The organism is Pseudomonas lundensis (genome assembly GCF_001042985.1).
In the GTDB taxonomy this organism is placed as follows: domain Bacteria; phylum Pseudomonadota; class Gammaproteobacteria; order Pseudomonadales; family Pseudomonadaceae; genus Aquipseudomonas; species Aquipseudomonas lundensis.
The window spans coordinates 210,127-224,842 of sequence record NZ_JYKY01000002.1; the positions used below are offsets into that span (position 1 = coordinate 210,127).

Genomic DNA, 14,716 nt, shown 5'->3' on the forward strand with positions numbered 1-14,716 from the left:
TTTCCGTTCAAGGACCGCAGCCAATGCCAACACCCGCTGACTCTGTGCACCTTACTAGCGGTTTGCCCTCTACCGAACCGTTAACGCTGGAGCAAAACGGGCGTCAGACCCCGCCATTGCTCGCTGCGCTCAAGGCGGCGCAATTGGGTGCATGGTGCTGGGACATGGAAAGCGGCGACATCAGTTGGTCCGAAGGCTCCCACGCCCTGTTCGGCCTGCCGGCAAACCGGACCTTGCCGGGCAACCTCAATCAGTTATCAACCCTGCCGTTCGACGATTGGCCCAAAGCTCAGTTGGCCTTTGATGCCGTGCTCAAAAATGCCCCCCAAGAGCGCAGCACTCACCACCGCATTCGCTGGCCAGACGGCACCTTGCACTGGCTGGAGATCCGGGGCAGCCGGGTGCCGACTGCCGATGGCAAGCCCCGCATGATGGGCGTCCTGCAAGAAGTCACCCAACAACGCCAGCGCCAGCAAGCCCTAAACAACTCGGAAGAGCGCTTTGCCACCCTGTTTCACCTGTCACCGCACATGGTGCTGCTGGTGCGCCTTGAAGACGGGCTGATCAGCGAAGCCAACCATTGCTTTGAAAGCCTGCTCGGCTGGCCGGTTCAGCACGCCATTGGCCGGACCACGCTGGAGTTGGGGCTGTGGCCCGACCCGCAGCAACGCAACGCTTTCATCCAGGCGATCCGCCGCGAACTGGCACCGGTGGACATGGAAGTGCAATTGCGCGGCCGTAATGGCCAGTTGCATGGCGGGATCCTCAGCGCCCAAAAAGTCGAACTAGAGGGCGAAGAATACCTGGTCAGCACTTTTCTCGACACCAGCGAACGCAACAAGGCCGAGCAAGCGCTCAAGGACAGTCAGGAGCGACTGGACCTGGCCCTCGATTCAGCACAGATGGGCACCTGGGACTGGCACATTCCCAGCGGCCAGCTCTACGGCTCGGCGCGCGCCGCCCAGTTACACGGTCTGGAGGCTGTGGCGTTCAACGAATCTTTCGAAGCGTTTTTTGAAGGGGTGCCCATCGAGGAACGCTACAACATGCGCAACGCCTACCGCTCCTTGCGCGAAGGCCCGGCCGGTAATTACCAACTGACCTACCGGGTTCAGCTCGAAAACGGTGCCTCGCGTTACCTGGAAAGCCGCGCCCGCCTGTACCGTGACGACAATGGCCAGCCACTGCGCATGGCGGGTACCCTGCTCGACATCACCGAACAAGTGGAGCGCGAGCAGCGCCTGATCGCTTCCGAAGAAAAGTTTGCCAGCGTGTTTCAGACCAGCCCCGACCCCATTTGCGTGCTGCAGGCCTGCAGCGGTGAGGTGATGGAGATCAATGCCAGCTTCAGTCAGACCTTTGGCTGGGACATGAACGATCTGCGCGCAGACCCGGACCACCAGGCCACACATTTACGACCCTTGCTGGCTGCCATTCAGGGCCCGGCGCAGCACAACCTGACCGTCTCGATATTGCACAAAAATACCGACCCCCTGACGTGTGTGGTGTCCAGCCGTTCCATCGAACTGGATGGGCACGCCTGCATGGTCGCCACCTTGCGCGACATCACCCAGCAACAGCGGGCCGAAGCCGTGCTTAAAGCCAGCGAAGAGAAATTCGCCAAGGCGTTTCACTCAAGCCCCGACGCCATCACCATCAGCGACTACGCCACCGGCTGTTACCTGGAGGTCAACGACGGCTTTACCCGGCTGACCGGTTATACCAGCGCCGAAGTCATGGGCCGCAGCCCTTACGAACTGGGGATCTGGGGTGACAGCTCGCTGCGTCAGGCGCTGCTGGACGAACTGGAAGATAAAGGCCGTATCAGCAACCGTGAAATCCTTGGGCGCTCACGCCGTGGCGATCTGCTTAACGTGGAGATCTCCATCGAACGCATCACCCTCAACGACACCGCTTGCCTGCTGCTGATCGCCCGTGACATCAGTCAATTGAAAGCCGCGCAGGCGCAGGTGCGTCATCTGGCCTATCACGACCCGCTCACCAACCTGCCCAACCGGGCCTTGCTGATGGATCGCCTGACCCAGCAAAACGCCCTGCTGTCGCGGCATGACATGCGCGGGGCCCTGCTGTTCCTCGACCTGGATCACTTCAAGCACATCAACGACTCGCTCGGGCATCCGGTGGGCGATGCGGTGCTGAAAATCATCACCGCCCGGCTTGAAGCCAGCGTGCGGGTCGAAGACACCGTGGCACGACTGGGCGGCGACGAGTTTGTGGTCCTGCTCAGCGGCCTGCACGGTTCATTGGAGGAAGTGACCCGGCACGTGCGCGCCACGGCCGACACGCTACGCGAATTATTGGCCGAGCCGATGTTTCTCGATGGCCAGCGCCTGCAAGTCACCCCCAGTATCGGCATCGCGCTGATTCCTGACCACGGCGCCAACCCGGCCGACTTGTTCAAGCGCGCCGACATTGCCCTGTACCGGGCCAAAGATTCGGGGCGCAACACCACGCAACTGTTTCACCCCGACATGCAAGCCGCCGCCAGTGAGCGCATGCGCATCGAAAGTGACTTGCGCACCGCCCTGGCACGCAACGAATTCAGTCTGCACTATCAGCCGCAGGTCGATGCACGCACCCACCGCATCGTGGGCGCCGAAGCCCTGGTGCGCTGGCAACACCCGCAACTGGGACCGCAGTCGCCAAGCGAGTTCATCAAAATCCTTGAGGACAGCGGGTTAATCCTTGAAGTCGGCACCTGGATTCTGGATCAGGCCTGCCGCGATTTCGGTGCATTGCTCAATGACGGCCTGATCCAGGCCAAAGATTTCAGCTTGTGCGTGAACATCAGCCCGCGCCAGTTTCGCCAGAGCAACTTCGTTGATCGCGTGCAACGCAGCCTGCTGACCCATGACCTGCCCAGTTCCATGCTCAAACTGGAAATCACCGAAGGCATCGTGATCCAGAACCTGGAAGACACCATCGCAAAAATGCATCAGCTCACGGCCATGGGCGTGAGCTTTGCGATGGACGATTTTGGCACCGGTTACTCGTCGCTGACGCACCTTAAGCGCTTGCCGGTCGACACGCTGAAAATTGACCAGTCATTCGTGCGCGATGCCATCAACGACCCGAATGACGCGGAAATCATCCGCGCCATCGTGGCAATGGCCCATAGCCTGCAGCTCAAGGTGGTGGCCGAAGGCGTCGAGCGGCAACAGCAATTGCAGTTTTTACAGAGCCTGGAATGCCACATCTATCAGGGCTATTTGCACAGTCGCCCTGTACCGATCGACGCGTTTCGCACCCTGCTGAAGGCCTGACGCCGTAGGGGCTAGAGGTTGGGGTTGACCCGTTTCCAGGCCAGGTTGGCAAGCTTCATAGAGCCATTGAAGTTCACGGGCACGTCCGGCGCCAGGTACAACATGTCGCCTTCAATGCGGCAGGTACGCACTTGACGTTGCCCACGCCAGTTAGGAAAGAAGCTGACAAACATTTCGTGCTCCAGCAGTCCGCGCGCTTCATCCACATAAAACGGGCCGCTGTAGGCAAAGTACGTTTTACCCGCTTCTTTGTACTCATGTTCACTGGCATCAAACGGGTCATTGCTGACCAGGTCATTGCGGCCGGGCGGACAGAATTGCGCCGACATATAGCCGTCAGGCGTATACAGGATGATCCCTTCCGGGGTCGTGCCCATGGGGTGGGATTCAACACCGGTGTTGGTATCGCGCTCCACAAAACTCACCAGTTTCCAGGCGCCGATTAGCGCATTTCGGTCTACGGTAGACATGGCATGCATTTCCTTTGCATCGGGATGGGAGAGCAAGGCCTGATCGCCAGGCTCCGCGAAACCGACAGCGTAGACGGCGAAGCGGCAACGTCCATCTATAGGCATTGCCACTTATCGAATTCCCCCTCAAACGGACTAGTCCGCAGCCGTTGGCGCTGTGAAATAATCCGGCCCCACAGATCAACAAGAACAATAAGGACGCCTCATGCACACCTCTGACATCTTTATCCTCAGCGCTCGGCGCACCGCCATTGGCACCTTCGGCGGCGCGCTGAAAGACGTGCCCCTGTGCGACCTCGCCACCGTTGCCGTGACGGCCGCGCTGTCCAGCAGTCAGGTTGATCCCGAACGCATCGGCCACGTGGTAATGGGCAATGTCATCCCTACCGACCCCCACGACGCCTACGTGGCGCGGGTCGCGGCGATCCGCGCGGGCATCCCCAAAGAGACCCCGGCCTTCAACGTCAATCGCCTCTGCGGCTCGGGCCTGCAAGCCGTGATTTCAGCAGCCCACACCGTGATGCTCGGTGACGCCGAATTTGCCATCGGCGCCGGGGTAGAATCCATGAGCCGCGGGCCCTACCTGCTGCCTGCTGCACGCTGGGGCGCGCGCATGGGCAACGGGCTGATGCAGGACTACATGCTCGGGGTGCTGCACGATCCGTTTCAAGGCATGCACATGGGCATCACTGCCGAGAACATCGCTGAACGCAACGGCATCAACCGCGAAACCCAGGATGCCCTGGCCTACGCCGATCAGCAGCGCGCCGCACATGCACTCGAACACCACTTTTTTGATCAGCAAATAGCCCCGGTCGAGATCACGACACGCAAAGGCAGCACGCTGTTCAGTGTCGATGAACACCCGCGCGCCACCACCCTTGAGCAATTGGCAAGCATGCGCCCGGCCTTCAAGAAAGATGGCACGGTCACGGCCGGTAACGCCTCGGGCCTGAACGATGGTGCCGCAGCCCTGGTGTTGGCCAGCGCCAGCGCCGTGACCTCGGGCAACCTCGCGCCCCTGGCGCGCCTGGTGGCGTACGCCCATGCCGGGGTGGAACCGGAACTGATGGGGCTGGGCCCGATTCCGGCGACGCAACTGGCCCTGAAACGCGCTGGTTTGAGCATTAACGACATGGACGTGATCGAAGCCAATATCGCCTTCGCAGCCCAAGCCTGCGCCGTGATGCAAGCGCTGGACATGGACCCGGCCAAGGTCAACCCCAATGGTTCAGGCATCGCGCTGGGCCATCCGGTGGGCGCAACCGGCGCGATCATTGCGACCAAGGCCATTCATGAATTGCACCGCATTCAGGGCCGCTACGCATTGGCCACCATGTGCATCGGCGGTGGACAGGGCATCGCGGTGATTTTCGAACGGGTCTGACTGCTTGGCGGCTAGCGCCTAGGTGCGGGATATCTGGCGGGAATGACACATAGAAGCGCAAGGAAGCTGACGCGTTGAGCGTCAGCTTCCTTGACGGTTACTTGCCAGCCGTCAGGGTGGTGTAACTGGTGATCAGGTTGCGGTAGTCCGGGATGTGGTTGGAGAACAGCGCCCCCAGCCCTTCCACATCGTTGCGCCAGTCGCGGTGCAGCTCACAGGCCAGGCCGAACCAGGTCATCAACTGCGCACCGGAGGCCGACATACGATCCCACGCCGAGTGGCGAGTGATTTCGTTGAACGTTCCGGACGCGTCCGTCACCACAAACACTTCATACCCTTGCGCCAGCGCCGAGAGCGCCGGAAAGGCCACGCACACCTCGGTCACCACGCCCGCAATGATCAGTTGCTTTTTGCCTGTGGCCTTGACGGCCTTGACGAAATCTTCGTTGTCCCAAGCGTTGATCTGCCCCGGCCGGGCGATGTAAGGCGCGTCGGGGAACTGCGCTTTCAACTCCGGCACCAGCGGGCCGTTGGGGCCTGTTTCAAAACTGGTGGTCAAAATGGTCGGCAACTTGAAATACGCGGCCAGATCGGCCAGTGCCAACACGTTGTTCTTGAACTTGTCAGGGTCGATGTCCCTGACCAACGACAGCAAACCCGCCTGATGATCCACCAACAAAACGGCGGCATTGTCCTTGTCCAAACGCTTGTAAGAAGTCGTCACAGGGTGTTCCTCTCATGGGTGATTCAAAAAAACGGGCCATGACCCTTCATGGCCCGGACGTGCGGTTTAACGCGTTGCAACACTCAGATCAGGCGGGCATACGACCAAAACGGCCCGACTGAAAATCCACAAACGCCTGCTCAATCTCGGCCTCGCTGTTCATCACAAACGGGCCGTGACCGACGATGGGCTCGTCAATCGGTTCGCCGCTAAGGATCAAGAACACCGCATCCTGATCAGCATCGACATGCACCTGAGTGCCATCTCGATCGAACAAAGCCAACTGGCCTTCGCGTGCCATCTCTTGGCCATTCAGTTGCACGGCGCCCTTGAGCACCACCAGTGCGGTGTTGTGGCCTTCGTGCAGATCAAACGTAGCCGACTTGCCCGCCTGCAACCGGATATCCCACACCTGGATGTCAGTAAAGGTGTGCGCCGGGCCACGGAGACCGTCGAATTCGCCGGCAATCAGGCGCAGACGTCCGGCGTTGTCCTTGAGGGCTACATCCGGGATGTCCCGGTCCAGAATGCCCTGATAACCCGGTGCGGCCATTTTGTCTTTGGCGGGCAAGTTGACCCACAACTGAACCATCTCCAGGGTGCCGCCACGGCGGGCGAATGCCTCGGAATGGAATTCTTCATGCAAGATCCCGGACGCCGCCGTCATCCATTGCACATCACCGGGGCCGATCACCCCACCGTTACCGGTGGAATCGCGGTGTTCGACTTCGCCCTTGTAAACGATGGTGACGGTTTCAAACCCGCGATGCGGGTGTTGCCCTACGCCGCGACGCTGGGTAGTCGGCGTGAATTCGGCGGGTCCTGCGTAATCCAGTAACAGGAATGGGCTGATGTGTTTACCCATCTGGTCGTAAGAAAACATCGTGCGTACCGGGAAACCATCACCGACCCAGTGGCCACGCGGCGCTGTGTAAATGCCAAGAATGTGTTTCATCGTGTACCTCCTGTAATTCATGGCAACAGCTTAGATTCGATGCATTTTGTCGACTAGACTGCATTTTTGAACCTTAGCGTTCTATTTGGAGAACGATGGTGGAAGACCTCAACACGCTCTATTACTTCACCCAAGTGGTCGAACACCGCGGTTTCGCCGCCGCCGGCCGGGCGCTGGACATGCCCAAGTCCAAACTCAGCCGACGCATTGCCCAGCTGGAAGAGCGACTGGGGGTACGGCTGATACAGCGTAGTAGCCGCCACTGTTCACTGACGGAAATTGGCCAAGAGTATTACCAGCGGTGTCTGGCCATGCGCATCGAGGCCGAAGCAGCGGCTGAAGTCATTGAACGAAATCGCTCCGAACCCCAAGGCATTGTGCGTTTGAGCTGTCCGACCTCGCTGCTCAACTCGTGGGTCAGCGCCATGCTCACGCGCTACATGCTCAAGTACCCGTTGGTGGAACTGCACGTTGAAAGCACCAACCGCCGGGTGGACGTGATCGAAGAGGGTTTTGACATTGCGATCCGCGTGCGCTTTGCGCCGCTGCAGAACAGTGAGCTGGTGATGAAAGTGTTGGGCAACAGCCTCCAGAGCCTGGTCGCCAGCCCGGCGCTGCTGCCGCGTTTTTCCAACCCGCCCGGCCCCGCCGACCTGAGCGGCCTGCCGAGTCTGTTTTGGGGCTCGGCCCGGCGCGACTACGCCTGGGAACTGTTTGGTCCCGAGGGCGCCACGGCCTTGATCCCTCACACACCCAAACTCATCACCGATGACCTGCCCGCCCTGTGTCAGGCCGCCGTGGCAGGCTTGGGCGTGGTGCATCTGCCCAATGTGGTGGTTCGCGATCAAATCGCCAGCGGTCAATTGGTCAACGTCCTGCCGGACTGGGCGCCCAAAAGCGGGATCGTGCACGCGGTCTTCCCCTCGCGCCGGGGATTACTGCCTTCAGTGCGTACGCTGATTGATTTTCTGGCCGAGGAATTCAGCCACAGCGACGTGGTTTAACGCATCGGAACGTGATGGACGCCCCTGCCTCTAAATTAATGCCACTGCCCCTCGTTCTTTCCAGATAGCAAAGGCCGCGCGCCTGCCCCTTGACGGCGGATTTCTACTGAGATGGCAATGACTCAATCACGTTCTAAAAAAGCCCTGCTGTTCGGTCTTCCTCTGGCCCTGGCCGCCGCCATCGGTGGGGGCGTGCTGGTGTGGGACACGTTTTACCGGGGCAATCCGGGTTACCCGCTGAAGATCATCAAGCAGGCCGACGCGCTTCAGGACCGCCTCCTGTCGTTTGACAGCCACATCACGGTGCCACTGGAATTCGGCACGGCGGGCAACGAAGCCGACAAGGACGGGCCGGGGCAGTTTGACCTGGCCAAGGCCGCCAAGGGCCGGTTATCCGGCGCGGCACTGACCGTGTTCGGCTGGCCGGAAATCTGGAACGGCCCCAACGCGCCGCACCGCCCGACCGCCGGCTTCGTCGAGGCCGCGCGTAATGAGCAGCAGGCGCGCTACCGGATCATCACCGGCATGGTCCGCGACTTCCCCAATCAGGTCGGCATCGCCTACACCCCGGATGACTTGCGACGCCTGCACGGCGAAGGAAAATTCGCCATCTTCATCAGCATGCTCAACGCCTACCCGCTGGGTAACGACCTCAATCAGCTGGACCTGTGGGCCGCACGCGGCATGCGCATGTTCGGTTTCAGCTACGTCGGCAATAACGACTGGGCCGACTCCTCGCGCCCGCTGCCTTTTTTCAACGACACGCCTGATGCCCTCGACGGTCTGTCTGAAACCGGCAAGCAAGCGGTACGACGCCTGAACGATCTGGGTGTGATTATTGACGTGTCACAGATGTCGACCAAGGCACTGGAGCAAGTCAGCCAGCTCAGCCGCACGCCGATGGTGGCCTCGCACTCGGCCCCGCGGGCGCTGGTGGACATCCCGCGCAACCTCAGCGACAAAGAAATGCAGCTCATCAAGGACAGCGGGGGCGTGGTGCAAATCGTCGGTTTCCCGACCTACCTGCGCCCGCTTGGCCAGGACAGCCAAGCCAAACTCAACACCCTGCGCAGCCAGTTCGATTTGCCGCCGCTGCACAACCTGGAAATGGCCCTGATGCCGGGCGACCCGATCATTACCGTCTGGCCCGAGCAGCGCTTCGGGAAGTACGCGGCCGGGCTGTACGCCATCGTCGAAGAAGAACCGAAAGCCACGCTCAAGGATTACGGCGACGCCATTGATTACGCGGTGAAAAAAATCGGCATCGACCACGTGGGCATCAGCTCCGACTTTAACGACGGCGGCGGACTCGATGGCTGGAAGGATGTCAGCGAAACCCGCAACGTCACGGCCGAGCTGTTGCAACGCGGTTATTCGGAAGCCGACATCGCCAAATTGTGGGGCGGCAACTTCCTGCGCGTGTGGGACACCGTGCAAAAAGCCACCAAACCTGTCTCTCTTCAATAAGTGAACGTGCTGACCATGTTGACGCTGAATCCGCTGTATCGCTTCTCGCTGGCTGCCCTGTTGTGCAGCCTGCCCGCCCTTGCCCACGCAGACGAACCGGCCAGGCCGGGGACGGTGTTCAAGGACTGCAAGGACTGCCCGCAGATGGTGGTGTTGCCCACGGGCAGCTTCATGATGGGCACCCCGGACGATGAAGTCGGCCGCGAACCCGATGAGGGGCCGCTGCACAAGGTGACGTTCAGCAAGCCACTGGCCATCAGCCGCTTCCAGGTCACGGCCGCCGAATTTGACGCCTACATCAAGGACACCGGGGTCAAGATTGCCGACGGCGACGACCGCCCGGGACGCGAGTGCATTGCCAGCAAGCCGCGCTACCCACAGGGTCCACGCCAACCGGCGGTGTGCATGGACTTCAACGATGCCCAACACTACGTCAGTTGGCTGTCGAAAAAGACGGGCAAACCCTACCGCATGGTCAGCGAAGCCACCCGCGAGTATGCCGCCCGGGCAGGCTCCACCGGCCCATTCCCCTTCCCTATGGATGAAGGCAAGGCCTACAGCATCGCCAAACATGCCAACACGTACGGCCCGACGGATGGCTACAGCTACACCTCTCCCGTGGGCAGCTACCCGCCCAATGCGTTTGGCGTGTATGACATGCACGGCAACGTGTACGAGTGGCTGGAAGACTGCAAACACAACGACTACGTGGGCGCCCCCACCGACGGCAGCGCCTGGGTGACGGACAGCACCTGCGAACTGCGCCAGATACGCGGCAACGACTGGGGCGAGGCGCCGGTCTTCTCCCGCTCCGGCAACCGCAATGACATCTACCCGCAGACACGGGGAGACTGGGTGGGCATGCGGGTACAGCGCGAGCTTTAACGTCCGGGTAGGCACTGCCCCGTCATCGCTGACAAGCTGTGCGGGGCAGCGTCAAGGTGCCGGGCTTGCCTGATCGAGCGACGCACGCGCAGTGAACGATCCCTTTGCCCTCAACCGCCGCCTCGCGGCTCGGCACTGACCCACGCTAAATCCATGGCCCAATCACTCGTTCACAAGAGACTGTCCTTACCTTGATCCAAGGAACTCTTGTTTATGAGCCAGCCCGCCACGCCCCGACCCAACCCCGGGGTTCTTCGAGAACTGTTCCATCTGCTCAAGCCGTTCCGGCTCATTGTCAGCTTGTCCATCCTGCTCGGCATGGTCGGCGGCCTGAGCGTCACGGTGTTGCTGGCCACCATCAACAGTGCCTTGCACACCGAGGGCGGCCTGACCCAGCAGGTGGTCGCCCTGTTTGCCGGGCTGTGCGTACTGGCGCTGATCAGCACCATTTGTTCGGACATCGGCAGCAACTATGTCGGCCAGCACATCATCGCCCGGCTGCGCAAAGAGCTGGGGGAGAAGGTCCTGTCAGCGCCGATCGCGCAGATCGAGCGCTATCGCAGCCATCGCCTGATCCCCGTCCTGACCCATGACGTCGACACTATCAGCGACTTCGCCTTTGCCTTTGCGCCACTGGCGATTTCCCTGACGGTAACGCTCGGCTGCATGGGCTACCTGGCCATGCTCTCGTGGCCGATGTTCCTGATGATGCTGGTGGCCATCGTGATCGGCACAGTGATCCAGTACATCGCACGCGGCTACGGCCTGAACGGTTTCAATGAGGCCCGCGAAGCCGAAGACGATTTGCAAAAGCACTACAACGCCATTGCCGAAGGCGCCAAGGAACTGCGCATACACCGCCCGCGTCGCCAGCGCATGTTCGTTGCGGGCATCCAGCGCACGGCGCAAAAAATCTGCGACATTCAGGTGCGCTCGATCAACACCTTCGTGATTGCCAAAAGCCTGGGCTCGATGCTGTTCTTCGTGGTCATTGGCCTGGCGCTGGCCATGCAATCGGTGTGGCCCAGTGCCAACCCCGGTGTGATCAGCGGCTTTGTACTGGTGTTGCTGTACATGAAAGGCCCGCTGGAGCACCTCATCAGCACCCTGCCGATCATCAGCCGGGCGCAAATCGCCTTCCGCCGCATTGCAGACCTCTCCGAGCAGTTCAACTCCCCTGAACCGCACCTGCTGCTCAGTGAACCCGCTGCCCAGGACAAGACCGTCAAGCGCCTGGAGCTGGTGGATGTGGGCTACAGCTTCCCGCCTGTGGACGGCAGCGCGCCGTTTCGTCTGGGGCCGGTCAACCTGACGGTCAATCAGGGCGACATTGTGTTCATCGTTGGTGAAAACGGCTGCGGCAAAACCACGCTGATCAAGCTGTTGCTGGGCCTGTACGCCCCCCAACAGGGCGAAATACGCCTCAACGGGCATGCCGTGACGGCCCAAAGCCGCGACGATTACCGGCAGCTGTTCACGACGATTTTTGCCGATTACTACCTGTTCGACGACGTGGTGCAGGGCGACATGCACATCCCGCAGGATGCCGAGCAGTACCTCAAGCGTCTCGAAATCTCCCACAAGGTCAGCATCAACGACGGTCAGTTCAGCACCACCGACCTGTCGACCGGCCAGCGCAAGCGCCTGGCATTGGTCAACGCCTGGCTCGAAGAGCGCCCGGTGCTGGTGTTTGATGAATGGGCGGCCGATCAGGACCCGACGTTCCGCAGGATTTTCTACACCGAACTGTTGCCGGACCTGAAGCGATTGGGCAAGACCATCATCGTCATTTCCCACGACGACCGTTATTTCGACGTCGCCGACCAATTGGTGCGCATGGACAGCGGCAAGGTCAGCACGGCGCTGGAACCCGCCTGAAGCCCCTTCCCTGTAGGCGTTAACGTGCTGATGCCTGCAGGGAGACCGTGCTGAAAAAATAAATCTCCGCTATTTCAGGAACTTCTTTCCGGTTTCTCAATCGCGCTGCGTCTAATAACTATTCCCATTAACAAACAATAATCCCCTCCTTCGGAGCTTCGGCACGTAATGCAACGACCAAACTTGAGACGGACCCCGCTTTCGATCGCTACCCAGCGCCAGACCGTTCGCCGCACGCTGTTGTCCAGTGCGTTGGTAGCCTCGGTGCTGCTGGGTTCATCCCTTGCTCAAGCGGCCCCGGTGGCCTTGAACATCCCGGCACAATCGCTGGCCAACGCGCTGAACGAACTGGGCAAGCAGGCCAACCTGCAGATCCTGTACAGCGCCGATCAGGTTCAAGGGATCAAATCGCATTCCGTGTCCGGTTCGCTGGAACCGGTCAAAGCCCTGGAAACCCTGCTGCAAGGCAGCGGCATGTCCTACCAGCTCAACGGCGACACCGTCATCCTCAACGCGCCACAGGGCAAAGGGCTGGAGCTGGGGGCTACGACCATTTCCGGGCAGGGCCTGGGTAATTCGCTGACCACCGAAGGCACAGGTTCCTACACAACGGGCGCCACCAGCAGTTCGACCAAACTGCCGCTCTCGATTCGGGAAACGCCACAGACCGTGACGGTCGTCACCCGCCAGAACATGGATGACCAGGGCGCACAGAGCATTGGTGATGTGCTACGCAACGCGCCGGGCATTTCGACCCAGGCGTATGACAGCGACCGCATGGAGTATTCGGCCCGCGGTTACGCCATCACCAACTTTCAGTACGACGGCGTTAACTCGATGTACGACGGCGTTTTCGACGAGGGCGCCACCAAAGTCGACATGGCCTTGTATGATCGCGTCGATATCGTCAAAGGCGCAACCGGCCTCTTGTCGGGCTCAGGCGAGCCTTCAGCCACCGTCAACCTGATCCGTAAGAAACCGACCCGTGAATTCAAGGCTTCGATCACTGGCAGCGCGGGATCGTGGGACAACTACCGCACTGAAGGCGATGTTTCCGGGCCGCTGAACGAAGACGGCAGCGTGCGCGGGCGTTTCGTCACCGCGCTTCAGGACGCCGATTCCTACCTCGACCATTACTCAAAAAAGAACCAGGTGTTCTACGGCATTCTTGAAGCCGACATCACACCCGACACGCTGTTCACCTTTGGCATGGACTACCAGGACATCAAGCCGCGGGGCTCGTCCTGGACCGGCAACCCGTACTACTTCTCCAACTACACCAAGACCGATTTCAGCCGCTCGTTCAATCCGGCCACCGACTGGAGCCGTCGCGACGTGCAGGCGCGTACCACGTTCGCGTCGCTGGAACACCGGTTCGCCAATGACTGGAAAATCAAAGGCACCTTGAACCAGCAGGTCAACGATCACGACACACAGTTGGGATCGGCCAGTGGCGACATGCCCGATCCGGTCACGGGTGAAGGCATGTTCTTCTATTGGGGCAAATGGGAAGGCCACCGTGTCCAGAACACATTCGATCTCAACGCAACCGGCCCCTTCAACCTGTTTGGCCGCGAACATGAGATGGTCGTAGGCTATACCTCCCAAGCGTCCCGTCAAACCGGAGCAACCTTTGACGGCAGCCTGTTCCAAAAAGTGCCGGGCAGTATTTTCGACTGGAGGGGCAAATACCCGAAGCCGGACTTCCCGAAAAACGGCAAGTACGAGACCAATCAAAACCAGAACAGCGCTTACATCGCCGCACGCTTTAAACCGACCGACGACCTGTCTTTGATCCTCGGCACCCGTGTCAGCGACTTCCAGTACAACAGCACCTACAAGTACTACGTACAGGCACCGCCTACCTTTGAGGACAACAAAACCACGTCCAAACAGCATGGCCGGGTGACGCCTTACGCCGGTGCCGTGTATGACATCAACGACACATACTCGGTGTACGCCAGCTACACCTCGATTTACAAACCGGTCACCGACAGAAGCATTTCGGGCACCACCCTGGCGCCCACGGAAGGCAACAGCTACGAAATCGGCCTCAAAAGCGAATATTTCGACGGTCGCCTGAACGCCAGCATTGCGGCGTTCCGCACCGAGCAGAAGAAACTGCCGATCCAGGTCGGCACCAACCCCAATACCAACGAAGGCATTTTCGAATCCCTCGACGGTGCGACCACCAAGGGTGTGGAATTCGAGCTGAGCGGTGAAATCATGCCGGACTGGAACATCAGCGCCGGTTACACCTACGCCCAGACCCGCTCGGACGACGGTGAGCGCGTGTACGGTTATCCGCTGGAAACCACCAAGCCTGAAAACGTGGCCAAACTGTTCACCACTTACCGCCTGCCGGGCGTGTTGAACAAGGTCACCGTCGGCGGTGGCGTGAACTGGCAAAGCCCGTTCTACGGCAAGATCTACAACAATGCCAAAGGCGACTACGACATCATCGAGCAAGACAGCTACGCGCTGGTCAACCTGATGACCCGTTACGAGTACAACGAACACCTGACGTTCAACCTCAACGCCAACAACGTGTTCGACAAGAAGTACCTGACCGGTCTGGGCAACTTCAACACCACCTACTACGGTGAGCCGCGCAGCCTGATGTTGACCACCAAGTACACGTTCTAAGCGTCACTGGCCTCAC

Annotated in this window: 10 protein-coding genes; 7 read left to right on the top strand and 3 right to left on the bottom strand. The window is 60.2% G+C overall.

Going from position 1 to position 14,716, the window contains the following annotated elements:
- Positions 1-23: 23 nt before the first annotated feature.
- A complete protein-coding gene (locus TU74_RS02660) occupies positions 24-3,284 on the top strand; it encodes a bifunctional diguanylate cyclase/phosphodiesterase (RefSeq protein WP_048374959.1) in 3,261 nt (1,086 codons plus the stop codon).
- A gap of 11 nt (positions 3,285-3,295) precedes the next feature.
- Here the strand turns inward: TU74_RS02660 and TU74_RS02665 are convergent, their stop codons facing one another.
- The gene (locus TU74_RS02665) at positions 3,296-3,754 is read right to left on the bottom strand and encodes a lipocalin-like domain-containing protein (RefSeq protein ID WP_053069953.1); all 459 of its coding nucleotides are present in this window, start codon (positions 3,752-3,754) and stop codon (positions 3,296-3,298) included.
- Between the two features lie 205 nt (positions 3,755-3,959).
- Here TU74_RS02665 and TU74_RS02670 point away from each other — a divergent pair, with 205 nt between their 5' ends.
- Positions 3,960-5,141 (top strand): acetyl-CoA C-acyltransferase family protein, encoded by a 1,182-nt coding sequence (locus TU74_RS02670; protein ID WP_047276448.1) that lies wholly within the window; start codon positions 3,960-3,962, stop codon positions 5,139-5,141.
- A 97-nt stretch (positions 5,142-5,238) separates the two neighbouring features.
- Here TU74_RS02670 and ycaC read toward each other — a convergent pair whose 3' ends face one another.
- On the bottom strand, positions 5,239-5,865 hold the full coding sequence (gene ycaC / locus TU74_RS02675; protein ID WP_047294313.1) for an isochorismate family cysteine hydrolase YcaC: 627 nt from the start codon (positions 5,863-5,865) through the stop codon (positions 5,239-5,241).
- Positions 5,866-5,953: 88 nt separating this feature from the next.
- A complete protein-coding gene (locus TU74_RS02680) occupies positions 5,954-6,820 on the bottom strand; it encodes a pirin family protein (protein WP_047282711.1) in 867 nt (288 codons plus the stop codon).
- Positions 6,821-6,915: 95 nt separating this feature from the next.
- Between TU74_RS02680 and TU74_RS02685 the strand changes: the two genes are divergently transcribed.
- The 5 genes from TU74_RS02685 (at position 6,916) to TU74_RS02705 (ending at position 14,700) form a co-directional block, all read left to right on the top strand.
- Entirely contained in the window at positions 6,916-7,824 is a 909-nt protein-coding gene (locus tag TU74_RS02685) for a LysR family transcriptional regulator (RefSeq protein ID WP_082149800.1), read from the top strand.
- A 117-nt stretch (positions 7,825-7,941) separates the two neighbouring features.
- Positions 7,942-9,291: a pyoverdine-tailoring dipeptidase-like protein PvdM gene (pvdM, locus tag TU74_RS02690; RefSeq protein WP_048374964.1), complete on the top strand. Its 1,350-nt coding sequence runs from the start codon at positions 7,942-7,944 to the stop codon at positions 9,289-9,291.
- Positions 9,292-9,306: 15 nt separating this feature from the next.
- Positions 9,307-10,176 (top strand): dihydropyoverdine dehydrogenase, encoded by an 870-nt coding sequence (pvdO, locus tag TU74_RS02695; protein ID WP_048375037.1) that lies wholly within the window; start codon positions 9,307-9,309, stop codon positions 10,174-10,176.
- A 213-nt stretch (positions 10,177-10,389) separates the two neighbouring features.
- Positions 10,390-12,054 (top strand): cyclic peptide export ABC transporter, encoded by a 1,665-nt coding sequence (locus tag TU74_RS02700; protein WP_047294319.1) that lies wholly within the window; start codon positions 10,390-10,392, stop codon positions 12,052-12,054.
- A 168-nt stretch (positions 12,055-12,222) separates the two neighbouring features.
- Positions 12,223-14,700, top strand: a complete 2,478-nt coding sequence (locus TU74_RS02705) for a TonB-dependent siderophore receptor (protein ID WP_048374966.1) — start codon at positions 12,223-12,225, stop codon at positions 14,698-14,700.
- Positions 14,701-14,716 lie beyond the last annotated feature (16 nt).

Bases quoted from the DNA above. Each gene is read 5' to 3' on its own strand.
- TU74_RS02660 (WP_048374959.1), top strand. From the start codon at position 24: ATGCCAACACCCGCTGACTCTGTGCACCTTACTAGCGGTTTGCCCTCT.
- TU74_RS02665 (WP_053069953.1), bottom strand. From the start codon at position 3,754: ATGTCTACCGTAGACCGAAATGCGCTAATCGGCGCCTGGAAACTGGTG.
- TU74_RS02670 (WP_047276448.1), top strand. From the start codon at position 3,960: ATGCACACCTCTGACATCTTTATCCTCAGCGCTCGGCGCACCGCCATT.
- TU74_RS02680 (WP_047282711.1), bottom strand. From the start codon at position 6,820: ATGAAACACATTCTTGGCATTTACACAGCGCCGCGTGGCCACTGGGTC.
- TU74_RS02685 (WP_082149800.1), top strand. From the start codon at position 6,916: ATGGTGGAAGACCTCAACACGCTCTATTACTTCACCCAAGTGGTCGAA.
- pvdM (WP_048374964.1), top strand. From the start codon at position 7,942: ATGACTCAATCACGTTCTAAAAAAGCCCTGCTGTTCGGTCTTCCTCTG.
- pvdO (WP_048375037.1), top strand. From the start codon at position 9,307: ATGTTGACGCTGAATCCGCTGTATCGCTTCTCGCTGGCTGCCCTGTTG.
- TU74_RS02700 (WP_047294319.1), top strand. From the start codon at position 10,390: ATGAGCCAGCCCGCCACGCCCCGACCCAACCCCGGGGTTCTTCGAGAA.
- TU74_RS02705 (WP_048374966.1), top strand. From the start codon at position 12,223: ATGCAACGACCAAACTTGAGACGGACCCCGCTTTCGATCGCTACCCAG.